The 13,633-nt window shown below is 32.0% G+C and carries 11 protein-coding genes; 7 read left to right on the forward strand and 4 right to left on the reverse strand.

What is annotated here, in order from left to right; translation table 11 throughout:
• The first annotated feature begins 45 nt into the window (after positions 1–45).
• The 4 genes from ABNT22_RS10045 to ABNT22_RS10060 all read left to right on the forward strand — a co-directional run bounded on the left by ABNT22_RS10045 (position 46) and on the right by ABNT22_RS10060 (position 3,953).
• The gene (locus ABNT22_RS10045; RefSeq protein ID WP_348717031.1) at positions 46–996 is read left to right on the forward strand and encodes a 2OG-Fe(II) oxygenase; all 951 of its coding nucleotides are present in this window, start codon (positions 46–48) and stop codon (positions 994–996) included.
• A 232-nt stretch (positions 997–1,228) separates the two neighbouring features.
• On the forward strand, positions 1,229–1,702 hold the full coding sequence (locus ABNT22_RS10050) for a hypothetical protein (RefSeq protein ID WP_348717029.1): 474 nt from the start codon (positions 1,229–1,231) through the stop codon (positions 1,700–1,702).
• Between the two features lie 2 nt (positions 1,703–1,704).
• The gene (locus ABNT22_RS10055; RefSeq protein ID WP_348717028.1) at positions 1,705–3,288 is read left to right on the forward strand and encodes a hypothetical protein; all 1,584 of its coding nucleotides are present in this window, start codon (positions 1,705–1,707) and stop codon (positions 3,286–3,288) included.
• Between the two features lie 152 nt (positions 3,289–3,440).
• Positions 3,441–3,953: a hypothetical protein gene (locus tag ABNT22_RS10060; protein WP_348717026.1), complete on the forward strand. Its 513-nt coding sequence runs from the start codon at positions 3,441–3,443 to the stop codon at positions 3,951–3,953.
• 39 nt (positions 3,954–3,992) lie between these two features.
• Here ABNT22_RS10060 and ABNT22_RS10065 read toward each other — a convergent pair whose 3' ends face one another.
• Positions 3,993–4,691 carry a LytTR family DNA-binding domain-containing protein gene (locus ABNT22_RS10065; protein ID WP_348717024.1) on the reverse strand — a complete coding sequence of 233 codons (699 nt, stop codon included), beginning with the start codon at positions 4,689–4,691 and terminating at the stop codon, positions 3,993–3,995.
• A 10-nt stretch (positions 4,692–4,701) separates the two neighbouring features.
• A complete protein-coding gene (locus tag ABNT22_RS10070; protein ID WP_348717022.1) occupies positions 4,702–5,688 on the reverse strand; it encodes a sensor histidine kinase in 987 nt (328 codons plus the stop codon).
• A gap of 203 nt (positions 5,689–5,891) precedes the next feature.
• On the opposite strand from ABNT22_RS10070, the gene ABNT22_RS10075 reads away from it, so the two are divergent.
• The 3 genes from ABNT22_RS10075 to ABNT22_RS10085 all read left to right on the forward strand — a co-directional run bounded on the left by ABNT22_RS10075 (position 5,892) and on the right by ABNT22_RS10085 (position 10,714).
• Entirely contained in the window at positions 5,892–7,733 is a 1,842-nt protein-coding gene (locus ABNT22_RS10075) for a serine hydrolase domain-containing protein (RefSeq protein WP_348717020.1), read from the forward strand.
• 48 nt (positions 7,734–7,781) lie between these two features.
• Positions 7,782–8,657, forward strand: coding sequence for a hypothetical protein (locus ABNT22_RS10080; protein ID WP_348717018.1), 876 nt, complete (start codon positions 7,782–7,784; stop codon positions 8,655–8,657).
• Between the two features lie 74 nt (positions 8,658–8,731).
• Positions 8,732–10,714 (forward strand): serine hydrolase, encoded by a 1,983-nt coding sequence (locus tag ABNT22_RS10085; protein ID WP_348717016.1) that lies wholly within the window; start codon positions 8,732–8,734, stop codon positions 10,712–10,714.
• A gap of 286 nt (positions 10,715–11,000) precedes the next feature.
• On the opposite strand, the gene ABNT22_RS10090 is transcribed toward ABNT22_RS10085, so the two are convergent.
• Together ABNT22_RS10090 and ABNT22_RS10095 are read right to left on the reverse strand one after the other, a co-directional pair.
• Positions 11,001–11,405: a group III truncated hemoglobin gene (locus tag ABNT22_RS10090; protein ID WP_348721666.1), complete on the reverse strand. Its 405-nt coding sequence runs from the start codon at positions 11,403–11,405 to the stop codon at positions 11,001–11,003.
• A 7-nt stretch (positions 11,406–11,412) separates the two neighbouring features.
• A complete protein-coding gene (locus tag ABNT22_RS10095; protein WP_348717012.1) occupies positions 11,413–13,632 on the reverse strand; it encodes a nitric-oxide reductase large subunit in 2,220 nt (739 codons plus the stop codon).
• Position 13,633 lies beyond the last annotated feature (1 nt).

Here is a 13,633-nt window from a genome sequence, read left to right on the forward strand (position 1 = left end):
AAACCAAGTATTCATGGTACATATTTAGTTTTAAACACAAAAAAAATGAAAAATAATGCACTTGAACAAGTCCGTGCCTTAGCGCAACCTTCTCGTGAAGCCTCTCTTAAACGTGAAGCTTCGGTGTCTCATTTTTGGAACAATCACCAAAAATTATTGGAGGAAGCATGGCAAGTATGGGAAATAGAGCATAAAGATACTTTAGGAATCCTAGATGAGACTTTACTCGATTCGAAATTGCGAAAAGACATCAATGAGGCATGGGAAAACCCAGAAAAAGAAAATGCAGTCGCTGATTTATGGGAAGAAATTATTCCAGGAGTTTACAGCGCTCAATTTTTTGATCTTGAACGTTTGGCAGAATTTCGTAGCTATTTAGAGGCTGTTGCAAATTCACAAATACCTAAACGTGCACCTTATGGTATCCAGTTAAATCGGTATGGTGTAATGTTAGATGAACGATCAGAGGGATATCTTGCAGCTCCTAATTTCCAAGCATTTTATAACGATATCATGAATCGTTATATGCGTCCGGTAGCTCGTTTATTATTGGGAACTTATGGGTATGATAGTCAAACATTTGGTTTTTCTATTCAATATAATCCAGATAAGGATAAAGATTTGCACGCACATACAGATGCTTCGGCAGCAACTTTAAACATTAATATAAACTTGCCAAACGAAGCCTTTACAGGATCACAGGTTGATTTTTATGATAAAACCACAGGGAAAACCGTGCAAACTGTGTTTGAGCCAGGAAAAGCCATAATACATCGCGGTAATGTACCGCATGCTACACATCCAATAACCAGCGGACAACGTAATAACTTAGTTATGTGGCTCTATGGAAATCAAATGCAAATTCCACGCGGAAGTACTAGTAGTTATGGTAATTTTAGTAATTCAAAAACAAATGTACATACAGCAGAAGCTATTACTGCACGAGAACGATGGAGTATACCGCAAGAACCAAAAGATAGGTTTGCTCCATTTTAAAGAACAACTTTCTTCTTTCTTTTATAATACATCCAATTAAACAAGGATAACTGGAATCAAAAAAACACTTAAGATAATTAGGTGTTTTTTTTGATTTTGAGATAGTTACGGGTTTCCGTAAATGAATCCCTATTAGAATTACTAAGTTTAAAAAAGATATTGAATACCTATCCGTAGGTATTTATGTCTATCTGTTTTTCTCCTAATATTGAACTTGTTAAAACTTAAAAAAATGATTAAAAAACAACACAAAAACTCAGAAGTAAGTTGGGACGAAAATAAGGAACAAGGACTATTTTTAATAACATCAAATAGAGAGAAAAAGGCCAAAGGGATAATAAAAAAGTCAATAGAAGGTAACTTAATAGCATTCATAGAAAATACGAATTATTCTAATTCATATGTTAATCAAAAAGTAGCCTCTACATTAAAATCTATATTCGATGACTCTTGGCCAAAAATTATCATTCAAGATGCAATTGATTGTTTGCAAGGATTCATTTATACAAATATTACTGAAGCGAATGGATTATCAATTGGTGATTCGCATACTATTTCTGGAAGTTATAGACATTACTGTATAGATGGAGCTCCTGATTGTGGGGGTAAAACATATCAAGGACCTGTTTCATTAGTATATAAAGGCTCTGTAATACGAGTATGTGCTGGAATAGCTACAGAATATGCCAAATTTAAAATCAAATAATCATGAACGCTTTAAGAACAACATATTTTTTGTTTCTCCTGACATTAATTTTTTCGTGTAATATAGCTAAACCACAGTTGACCAACGCACATGCTGGAAAATTTAAAGTTGGAGAAAAGCTGAATAAACATTTTTTAGATGTTCAGGTGGCTGTAATACCAGTTACATCACCAAAAAGTATACCTGAAAAGGCTAAAACTTTTTTTGACTTAAGAGATTCAATTCCTCATAAATTTCTAGAAATATTGGGAGACAAAGTGCAAAAACCTGATAGCCTAATAAAATATATAAAGCAACCACTAAGTTTGGTATCTAAATCAAAATCTAATAAGCCAAAAACTGATTATGCAACACAAAAAGTAAGGTTTGTAATTGGAAATATTAAAAACTATCAATTATTAGCTACTGCTGAAACCCCTGAGTTTTTGCATCCAAATACTCGTTTACAAACTTTGAACACAACCTTAGATTTTAGTTCCTCAGATTTTGAAATTGTATCCATTGATAAATTAGAAAGTGAATTTGAAGAAATAGATTTAGGTAGTTTATCTAGAACGCAAGAAACAAATTTTACAAGTAAGCTCACAGGTCAAGTTGGAATAACAAATGTTAATCAAAATACAATTGCAAGTAATAATAAAACTTCAAGGATAAATGAGAACGGTAATGTTCAAAATGTATATGATCAAAATGGAAATTTAATAGGTACAATTACTGGAGGGATAAATGACACACTAACTTCTTCAAATGGAAATGAAAATATAAAAACTGGTACAGGTAATTTTGGGGCAAACGGAGAATTAGGGTTTAATAATACGGAATCTATTGCTGAAGCCTTACAGGTAAAATTGAAACGTTTAAAAACAGGTTTTGTGTTTAATAAAAGTAGCATCACCATTTCACAACATGGTAGTAATTTATTAGATATTAGTGATAACGTTATTATAACTGCAACAATATTTCCAAAATCTAAAGCAGGTTTAAATACTGATTCAGTGATGTTATTCTCTAGTTTATTTAAAGATCAGACTCCACAAGATGCAAGCAAAATTGGATTGAATCGTAGAGAGATTAAATATATGAAATGTCAAAGTAGAAAAGTAGACATTAAAGTGACTTCTAAAGGACTATTGCGTGCAGTACAAAATAAAATGAGAGGTGATAGTAACTTAGAGTTTGATGATAAAGTGATTTATTATCCATTTGACTTACCTGCTAAAAAACCAAATCCAAATGCAGGTGCTATAAGTAATTGGGAAAATTGTGTGCAAGTTTATTCAGTAGAATACACAGATGATAAAACTAAAAAAGTATATGATTTAATGGCTGGATATGGTAATCATAAGGAAGTTCACTTTGTAGATGGTGAAAAAGACGCATTTATTAGTTGGTTACGATTGCAGTTAAGAAATCCTGTAGCAACAAAACTTTCACATCCAACTTTAGAAGTTTTTTTCCAAGAACGAGCAGCAGCACCTGGTGGAAGACGCCCAATCAATAAGGTTAAAATTATTGGAACAACTTTTACAAATGCTGAGTTAGCAAAAATTAAAAATTTGAAGTTCAAGTTTAAAATTTTAAACTAAAAAAAGGAGTCATTGAAACATTGTTATTTAAAGGAGGACGCTGTTTAAATAGAATACTAATAAAAGCACTATTAACTTTTCATTTTTAACAATTACGAAATTCCGTAAACTTCAATTTACAATACTTATTATTTTAATCAAAAAAAACAATCATGGAATTTATAACAGTAGAAGACTTAATCAATTGGCTAAATAATAATGCAGGTCAAAGAGCAGGAGTAATGGCAAGAGACGGTGTTATTGGCGTTTTTGACGATGAATCTCAAGAGGTAATAGGCGACATTAATGTTGAGACCTATTTGAGTAATACCATTCTTAATAAGGTATTAAATACAGATGTTTCTAATGTAACTATTAATTCAGAGGAATTTAGTATTGAAGAGTTTCCTAATAGAGAATTAATACAAGAAACTACAGAGAAAAGATTAATGCAAATTATACTTGCTAGAAAAACATTAGTAGAAAAATCAGGATACTTAGGTGATCAAATAAGAGATGGAGCCTATATGGAAGAAAACGATGGACATAGTAAGTGGCAAATATATAAACTCAATAATGGCACTGATCAAATAGCAGTTCATTGGTCACATATAGATGATGATAGTTGGACAGTTTATTTTACAGGTGATAACTTAGAAATTGATTATATGTATTACGAAAATTAACCGTGAGGTTGATGTATCGTTTAAAATTATCTTATAGCTCTATAGCTTAGATAAACCCTCTAGTTTATCAAACACAACAACCTTATACATAGCACTTACGGGCACCTCTTTGTTATCAATTAACAAATGTGCTCGAGATGCTTTTGTAACCCTCTCTAAATTGGCTATATAGGATTTATGTGTGCGTTGAAAATTATCAGATAATACCGTCGTTATATTAACCAGTGTTTCGGTAATAAGATACATTCTTTCATCTGTAAACACCTTTAAGTAATTCCCAAAGCTCTGAATGTATAGAATAGAGGTAAACGGAATGTTTACAGGAACACCATCGTGTTTTATTTGAAGTTCTTTAGTATCGCTATGCTCTTGTTTAGGTGCTATTATTGTTGAAGTCGCTACTTTGTTAATTGCTTTTAAAAAACGCTCAATTTTTATGGGCTTCAACAAATAATCTACCACACCGTAATTATAACTTTCTAAGGCATATTCAGAATAGGCTGTGGTTAAAATAACCTTCGGAGGTTTTATAAGAGATCGTAAAACTTCCATACCATTCAGTTCTGGCATTTCTATGTCTAAAAAAATAAGGTCAACTTCATTTTGCTGAATGAAATTCACAAACTCCAACGGATTACCGGTGCTTATGACCAATTCAAAGTTGTTAATCTTAGAACAATATTCTTCTAACACTTTACGTGCTAGTATTTCATCATCTATAATACCAATTTTAATCATTTGCTGTTTGTTATTGCGTATTTAAATCAATAGATAAATTTACATAATATGCTTCTTCCGTATCGTTAATTTCTAAGGTATGAGAGTTAGGATATAATAATTTCAAACGTCTTCTTACATTTTCAAGACCAAAGCCTTCTCTTTTTGATACCGTATGACTATTAGGCTTAGAATTACATATTTTAAAATGCAGCATCGAATCTTTTACGGTAGCACAGGCACTAATAGTACTTTGTTCGTTGGTACTCTGAGCACCATGTTTAATAGCATTTTCTACAAATGGAATCAGTAACATAGGTGAAATTCTTAACTTCGATACATCTCCTTCAATAGAAAATTCAATGGTACTACGATTGCTTAATCTTTTTTCTTCCAATAATAAGTAGTTTTCTATAAACTCGAGTTCTTCCTTTAATAAAACAGTGTCTTTTTTAGAACTTTCTAATTGATATCTCATTAACTCTGAAAGTTGCATAACAACATCAGGAGTTTCTGGAGATTGTTGTCTGGAAAGGGCATAAATACTATTTAATGAGTTAAATAAAAAATGAGGATTTACCTGTTCCTTTAAGTAATTCAATTCCATTTCTCTTTGTAACTTTTCTTTCTCACTGTTTCTTTTTTGGATCATAAGGTTTCTTCTAAACAAAAACGCCGCCATACCAGCTCCGGTAGTATAAAGTAGAAAGAAAAATACTTTAGAAACACCAGACCAAGAATTTGCTCTTATATAAGAAAAAGCCAAAAGGCCACCAATTAATAATATTACATATAGGAAATATCTTTTCTTATCTAAGAAATAGGGGATTAAAAGAAAATGATTCACCCAGATAATTCCCATGATCATAATAACATACTCTATTGTATGTGAGAAAAAGGCATAACTAGTTTCAAACTTATCTCTAAAGTATAGATTACTCAATAATTCAAGTGTAAATACCAAAACGAAGGCGCCTATGTTAATGAGTATTGTTTTTTTTAAAGATTTTTTTAGCATACTTATTTCTTTAGAAAAAATAAAGATACTATCTATAAATACAAATCTCTATAATTTCTTACCAAAGCTTTATATCCATGATGAAATTACTTCATCATTTAAATAGAGTAGTTGTCCTAATTAAAATATTTGGCAAGGATTATCCTATACTTTTATACAACCATAATCTTTATATCAATTATTTTAATTAAAAAATTTAACGAATGAAAAAAAGTATTTCAGTCCTCCTTATTCTCTTTTTTTTTCAATCATGTATAAAAAAATCAACTCAAAAAAAAGAGAGTACTATTGCTAATAATGAACTAATTAAAAAGGTAGAAACAGGGCTTACCACTAGGGTACATATTAATGGAGACGCTACTTGGGCTATAGAAGAACGTATGAAACACTATGGAATTCCTGGAGTTAGTATTGCAGTAATACACGATGGTAAAATTGCATGGGCAAAAGGTTATGGTATTATCAATAAGGAAAGTAAAACTCCTGTAACAAAGAACACTCTTTTTCAAGCAGCAGCTACAAGTATGCCTGTATCCGCTTATGGAGCATTGCATCTTGTAGAACAAGATAAAGTAGACTTAGATGAAAACATTAACAATTATCTAAAATCTTGGAAAGTGCCAGAAAATGAGTTCACCAAAAAGAAGAAAGTTACACTAAGAAACCTATTGAATCACTCTGCTGGAATCTATCCACGAGGAACGGGAAGGTACAACAGAGATGAAACAATTCCATCGTTGGTAGAGATACTCAATGGAGCTTATCCAGCGAAAAATGAACCTATCACCACAAATAAAGTTCCTGAAGAAAGTGTACGTTTCGCTTATGCTAGTTATGTACCTGTACAACAATTGATGCTAGAAATTGAGAAAAAACCTTTCCCCGAAATTATGAATGAATTTGTACTACAACCTTTAGAAATGAATAGTAGTACCTATAATCAAACTTTAACCACAGCCCAGCAATCCATTGCTGCAACAGGTTATTTAAAAGATGGATCTATGGTAGAGGGAAGGAGTAAAATATACCCTGCAATGGCTTCACATGGCCTATGGACAACTGCAGAAGATTATGCAAAATTTATTGCCAATGTACAACAAACGCTCAAAGGAAATCCTACCAAAGCACTATCAAAAAAACTAACAAAATTAATGGGAACTCCTTATGGAGTAAGTGATTCTGATTGGTCATTTACACTTGGATTAGGATTTCAACTTTTAAATAGAAGTAATGATATTTACTTAAGACATCATGGTTGGAATGAAGGCTTTTATGCTGAAATAATGGCGCATAGAGATAAAGGCTATGGGGTAGTAGTGCTAACCAATTCTACTTTTCCAGAGTTCAATGCAGAAGTAATTCGATCTGTTGCACTTGCATATAACTGGGATAATTTTGTTCCGAAGTATCAAAAAAAAGCAATTACTCCATCAGGAGTTACTCAACTTACAGGAAGATATCAGTTTAATAATACCATTTTAGAAGTCTTTCAAAAAGACAATCAATTGTATCTTAAAAACATTCTTAAAACAACTCCCAATGAATTAATCAAAATTTCTGATAGTCTATTTGTTAAAAGAAATTCTCCTTTGCACATCCAGTTTAAAACAGATGCTAAAAGTGGAAAAATGCAGATGCTTCAACTGTGGAATAACGGAACTATATATTCAACCTACGTCAAGGTAGACCACCAGAAAAAAGAGCCTGTAGAATACATTCTTGAAGGCAATTATAAAAAAGCACTTTCTGTATACATGAATCTAAAGAAGCAAGATGCCAATCATCCTGCTGTTACTGAAGCCTACATAGATGACTTGGGATATGATTTTTACCATGAGGGCAGAATGGAACTATCATTAAACACCTTTAAAATAAATATAAACCTTTATCCAGATAGTTTTAAAGTGTACGAAAGTTATGCAGAAGCTTGTTTAAAAGCTCGTAAAAATGACTTGGCAATGATAAACTATGCCAAATCATTGGAGTTAAATCCGCAAAATAACAAAGCAAAAGCGCGACTTAAAGAATTACAAAAGAATAAATAGTACAAGATTCTATAGAGATAAGAATTCTAATAAAAACTATTCATACATATGAAAAATTTGAAAATAATTAGTGTGCTATTAATTTACTTCGCATTCGTAGTATTTTGCATAGCACGTCAAAACAAAAAGCAGGAATCACAACGCAATAATTTTCCACTTACCCAAAATATATATCTAGGACAAAAACCACCGGGTTTACTTCCAGAACTATTTGCTCCAGATGTTATTAAAACTGAACATAGGGAAGCTGAAGCGGCCTTTACACCAGATTTAAAAGAGTTTTATTTCCGTAGAAGAGGAGGGAAGTATAAAAGAAATACACTTGTGGTTGTTCAATACAAAAACAATAAATGGGTTGAATCTGTTATTGCTCCCTTGGCAGGAGAACCATTTATTTCTCTTGACGGTAAGACGCTACATTTAGGAAATAAATATAGAAAACGAATCAAGACTGGTTGGTCAGAAGTAAAGCGTCTTGACGCTCCTTTTAAAGATATTCGTATTATGCGCCTTACAGTTTCATCTAAAGGAACTTATTATTTTGATGAAGCCAGTGAAACAGGTTCAATTCGCTATTCGCGATTGATAGATGGAAAACACGAAAAACCACAAAATTTAGGTATTCCACTTGGAGAATGGAATGCACATCCTTTTATTGCTCCAGACGAATCTTATATAATCTGGGATGATCAAAGAGAAAAAGGCTATGGTAAGGCAGATCTTTATATTAGTTTCAAGAAGAAAAATGGTTCATGGGGACCTGCTATTAATTTAGGAGATAAAATAAATACTGAATTCGGAGAAGCTTATGGAAGTGTGTCACCAGATGGAAAATATTTTTTCTTTCATAGAGGTTATGGTGGTGATACCGGAGATATTTTTTGGATGGATGCACAATTTATTGAAGACCTCAGACCTGAATAAGAAAAGATTTAGTATGCCTTTTTATAGTAATGTCCTGTTAAGTAGCTCGAATTATACAAACACAATATCAAAAGATGAAAACTAATAAATTATTACTATTAGCCAGCTTTATTTCTTTGAGCACCATATATGCTCAGGAAAATGTTGCGGCTACAATCGATTTAAAAACAAAAAGTAGCTCCTTGGTATCGCCACAAATTCAGGTGATTCCTATAAAAAATACAAGCACAGCTCAGGAATATGAACTTTATATTGAGTTGCCTGAAAACTATACTAAAAATAGTACTAAAAAGTATCCTGTATTGTATTATACAGATGCTGAATGGCATCGTGAAATGTTATCTGGGGCTTCAGAATATATGCTAGAAGATGTAATTCTAGTAGGAATTTCTTGGCAAAAAAACATCTCAGAAAAGCTAATGAAAAAGTTTGGAGCCCATGCCAGCCGCTTTTTCGATTATTCATTCTGGAAGAGTACAAAATCCAATCATTTCTCAATAAAATTTGGTCAAGCCGAAAACCATTTAAAATTTATTCGTGACGACGTAATGACCTATGTAGAACAAAACTATCGTACAGACCCTAATAGCAAAAGTTATTTCGGTTACTCGCTCAGTGGTGCTTTTGGAGCATATACTTTGATCACACAACCTGATACCTTTAATAATTACATTCTTGGTAGTCCTTTAAGTAAAAGATTAGTATCCTATTTAGCAGAGATTAACACGAAACATACAACGAACAAATTAGCTGAAAATAAAAAGTTACATGCCAATGTATATATGGCATATGGTAGTTTAGAAAAAGATACGGAAGAACCTGCTAGAGAGTTTTTCGATTTGTTTAAAAATCGAACAGATATACGACTGTCTAAACAGCATGAAACTATTGAAGGTAATCATCAAACTGCATTTCCAAGAATTACTATAGAAAGTGTGGCTTGGTTGTCATCTATAATGACACACATTTCAAAGGATAGTAAGGAGGTTTCATTCTGGAATACTCCACATTTAAACAATCCATTCATTAGTACCACTCCTGAAGATAGAAAAGACGGAATAAGAGTTGATACTTTACAAGTAAGTAACAAGGATAAAAAGGCTATTTTAAACCTTTCTCAAGAAATATTTGAAAATAAACATGGAAACTATGATGCCTTACTTATTTCTCATAAAAACAAGCTTATTTTTGAATCTTACTATAAAAAAGGACGTATCAATGTGCCTCACGGACAAGCATCAGCCACCAAAGGATATACCAGTTTAATAATAGGTAGAGCTATTCAAATGGGGTATTTATCTATGGAAGATTTAGACACACCTTTAATCAGTTTTTTAAAAGATACTGATCCAAGTAAATTTACCAAAGGAGCAGAAAAAATTACGCTTCATAAGGCCTTGACCATGCAGGGAGGATTGAATATTGACAGAGAAAAATGGAAAGAATTTGAAAAAGATTCAGTGAGATTGAAAGGGCAGGGGCTTGTTCAAACACTTCTTGAGCAAAGCGCACCTATAACTTCAGCTTCTCAGAAGTATTTATATGGTAATTTTAATCCGATGTTGGTTATGACCGTGATTGATGCGGTAGTTCCCGGTACAGCGGAAGACTTTATCAAAAAAGAGTTACTAGACAAACTTGGTATTCATAAATATGACTGGTCAAATCATATCAGTGGTTTGCCTCAAGCAGGGTGGCGTGTAAAATTCTTATCACGTGATATGATCAAATTAGGAAATCTGGTACTCAATAAAGGAAAGTTACACGGAGAGCAACTCATTTCAGAAATGTATTTAGCAAAAGCTACAAGTGGAATTGTAAAACCTACGCAAGATTGGATGCCTAAAGACTATCGTTATGGATATTTTTGGTACCAAACACTTGTAAAGCTGGGGAGTAAAAATTATGATGTAAGATTTGCCTGGGGAGGTGGTGGACAACGTGTTATTGTAGTAGCAGAATTGGATTTAACCATTGTTATTTCTGGTCATGATAGAGATGATACGCTAATGACTCAAATTACAGAAGTTGTAATACCTGCTTTTGTTAAGAAATAAATTTAGAGTATCTTAAATTTATAATTTTATCTGAGCTAGGTATCGTATTTTAGTTTGAAAAAACACTTGAATTTCAGTGTGTTAACTATAGATATTCATTAGAATGAAAACATTAGAATTTTATATTCTTATGTTGTTATACTTCTAAACACTTTTAAATCTTAAAACAAAAAGGTGAGCATCTGTTCACCTTTGTTTTAATTACTTTTTCATTAGTAAAGTGGCATGTAAAAACTTAAATACTAATAAATATTTCACTAATATAATATCTTATTATTTAATATTTTCAATTAAAAATAATGTTCTTCTTTCTATTCTCAACAATTATCATTTGTTGAGAAGTAGCTATATTTTTAGCCATGTATTTAGCTCTTTGCGCAACGGAGCAATTAAACAATGAATCTATAGTTGAATACCACAAAAAAAGCCATCTTCCAAAATGTTTTTGATCTAGTTCATTGTTAAACTTATTATCAATAATTAGATGTTTTTTGGTTGGATTACCTATAAATTGCGGTATTCCAAATAAGCATGTAACCCAAAAATCAGTTAATTTATTTATATGTATACTCCAATCTTTGTAAGAAATATTATCTGCAAAAATTGGAGATAATAAAGGATCTTTTTTTATTTTTTGATAGAAGATGCTTACCAATAGGTAAACATCTTCTCTTGTTTTAATCATTTTCATTAATTATTTAATTTTTTGATTTTATTAAGAAAACAGTCTCTTTAATAACAAACCAACAGAAATAGCCTATACCTACCGAGAAAACAATATCTCCTACAATACGCATCCATTTTATAATTTGTACGGTAGGTGTGTACAATAACTCAGCATCTCGTGCATAAGAATATCCTTTGGTAATTGAAGTATACGCTTGTATAATACCTAAAGGTAACAAGCTTAAAACAACCATTAACACAAGTCCAATATTAAGTAACCAAAAGGCATTTTTGATAAGCTTTTCGTTCCAAGTCCTCTTAGAATATAATCTTAAACAGATAATAATGAATCCCATTCCAAGCATACCATATACTCCAAATAAAGCGGTATGGGCATGCACTGATGTAGTGTTAAGACCTTGAATATAATACAACGCAATAGGAGGGTTTATTAAGAAACCAAATACACCAGCTCCTACCATATTCCAAAAGGCTACTGCCATAAAAAAGAAAATAGGCCATTTATAACGTTTAATCCAATCATTTTCTTTTAATAAATTCCAATTCTCTCTTATTTCAAAGCCCATCAAAGTAAGTGGAACCACTTCTAAAGCACTAAAAGTAGCACCTAAAGCTATTGCTTGCACGGGTGTTCCAGAATAATACAAATGATGCAAAGTACCAATAATTCCACCCGCAAGAAATATTGTAGCTGAAGCAATAGAGGTTTTTCCAGCAGTTTTAACTGAAACTATTTTCATTCTTGAAAACAAATAAGCGATGGTAACTGTTGCAAATACTTCAAAAAATCCTTCTACCCATAAATGTACTAACCACCATCTCCAATAATTGATTACTGGTAAACTGCTATTTTCACCATACATTAATCCAGAGAAAAAGAACATTCCTATAGCAATTACAGCAATTAATAAAATGGTTAATAAATGCTTCGAATCATCTTTTTTCTTAATTCCATATAAAATATGTCTTCCAACCATGAACATCCATAGAATAAGTCCAATAGCTAAAAATATTTGCCAAAACCTACCTAAATCCATGTATTCATATCCTTGATGACCAAAGAAGAAATTAGTTGATAGTTCTAGGAATTGATGAACTCCTAACCATTCTCCTAACATTGAACCTAATACTATAATTAAAGCAGCTACAAACAAGAAGTTAATTCCGAATATTTGATACTTCATTTCTTTACCGCTAATCATTGGAGCCAAGAATAATCCAGTAGCTAACCAAGTTACAGCAATCCAAAAAACGGCCAATTGTGTATGCCATGTCCTTGTAATAGAATAAGGGAAGTATTTAGATAACTCGAACCCAAAAAAGGCTTGTCCTTCAACGGTATAGTGCACCGTAATAATTCCCAATACAACCTGTAAAGCGATTAATAAAGAGACTACAAAAAAGTACTTTAAGACGGCTTTTTGTGATTTAAATAATGGCATTTTTAATAAGGGATCTTTACTTGGACTTGTAATTGCTTCTCCTTTTTCATGATTTCTAATGTAGTAGTATGTAAGAATTCCAATAAATAAGAGTAAAAGAATAATTGAAAACCCTGACCAAATTTGAGAATCAGGAGTAATGGTATTATTAATTAATGGCTCATGTGGCCAATTAGAAGTATAAGTGTAGTCTTGATTAGGCCTGTTGGTACTTGCCGCCCAAGAAGTCCAAAATAAAAAAGCATTTAGTTGAGAAAGTTTTATCGTATCTGTCAAAGCTCCTTTTTGAATGGCATACTTCTCATGTCCATTTGCAAAAATATCACTGTAATGTTTGCTATTTCTTTTTATAGCTTCTAATCTATCTTTTGAAATTATAATAGTTTTATTAGAAGGATTAAAGGTATTTGTTCTTATTTCTTTGACCAATCTAGCTTTAAGAGCTCCCTGTTTCTCAACATCTAATGATTTAAATGTGGTTTTAAATTCTCTTTTAGCCCAAAAATCTAATAAATATTCTGCTTCCCTATGAATCCAATCAGCCGACCAATCTGGAGCAACATAACTTCCATGTCCCCAGATAGATCCAACTTCCATACCTCCAATAGATTCCCATACGTTCTGTCCTATTTGTATATCAGATTTATTATATAATATTTCATTCGTTTCTTTAACTATTACTTTATCTGGTATAGGAGGTTGTGTTTGATATATTTCTGTTCCTACCCAAATTAGCGCAATAAAAGATGATACGACTACTAGGATAAATATTGTCCAAATTTTTTTCATT

Source organism: Tenacibaculum sp. 190130A14a (genome assembly GCF_964048965.1).
In the GTDB taxonomy this organism is placed as follows: Bacteria; Bacteroidota; Bacteroidia; order Flavobacteriales; family Flavobacteriaceae; genus Polaribacter; species Polaribacter polynesiense.

Bases quoted from the DNA above. Each gene is read 5' to 3' on its own strand.
- ABNT22_RS10045 (WP_348717031.1), top strand. From the start codon at position 46: ATGAAAAATAATGCACTTGAACAAGTCCGTGCCTTAGCGCAACCTTCT.
- ABNT22_RS10050 (WP_348717029.1), top strand. From the start codon at position 1,229: ATGATTAAAAAACAACACAAAAACTCAGAAGTAAGTTGGGACGAAAAT.
- ABNT22_RS10055 (WP_348717028.1), top strand. From the start codon at position 1,705: ATGAACGCTTTAAGAACAACATATTTTTTGTTTCTCCTGACATTAATT.
- ABNT22_RS10060 (WP_348717026.1), top strand. From the start codon at position 3,441: ATGGAATTTATAACAGTAGAAGACTTAATCAATTGGCTAAATAATAAT.
- ABNT22_RS10065 (WP_348717024.1), bottom strand. From the start codon at position 4,691: ATGATTAAAATTGGTATTATAGATGATGAAATACTAGCACGTAAAGTG.
- ABNT22_RS10070 (WP_348717022.1), bottom strand. From the start codon at position 5,688: ATGCTAAAAAAATCTTTAAAAAAAACAATACTCATTAACATAGGCGCC.
- ABNT22_RS10075 (WP_348717020.1), top strand. From the start codon at position 5,892: ATGAAAAAAAGTATTTCAGTCCTCCTTATTCTCTTTTTTTTTCAATCA.
- ABNT22_RS10080 (WP_348717018.1), top strand. From the start codon at position 7,782: ATGAAAAATTTGAAAATAATTAGTGTGCTATTAATTTACTTCGCATTC.
- ABNT22_RS10085 (WP_348717016.1), top strand. From the start codon at position 8,732: ATGAAAACTAATAAATTATTACTATTAGCCAGCTTTATTTCTTTGAGC.
- ABNT22_RS10090 (WP_348721666.1), bottom strand. From the start codon at position 11,405: ATGAAAATGATTAAAACAAGAGAAGATGTTTACCTATTGGTAAGCATC.
- ABNT22_RS10095 (WP_348717012.1), bottom strand. From the start codon at position 13,632: ATGAAAAAAATTTGGACAATATTTATCCTAGTAGTCGTATCATCTTTT.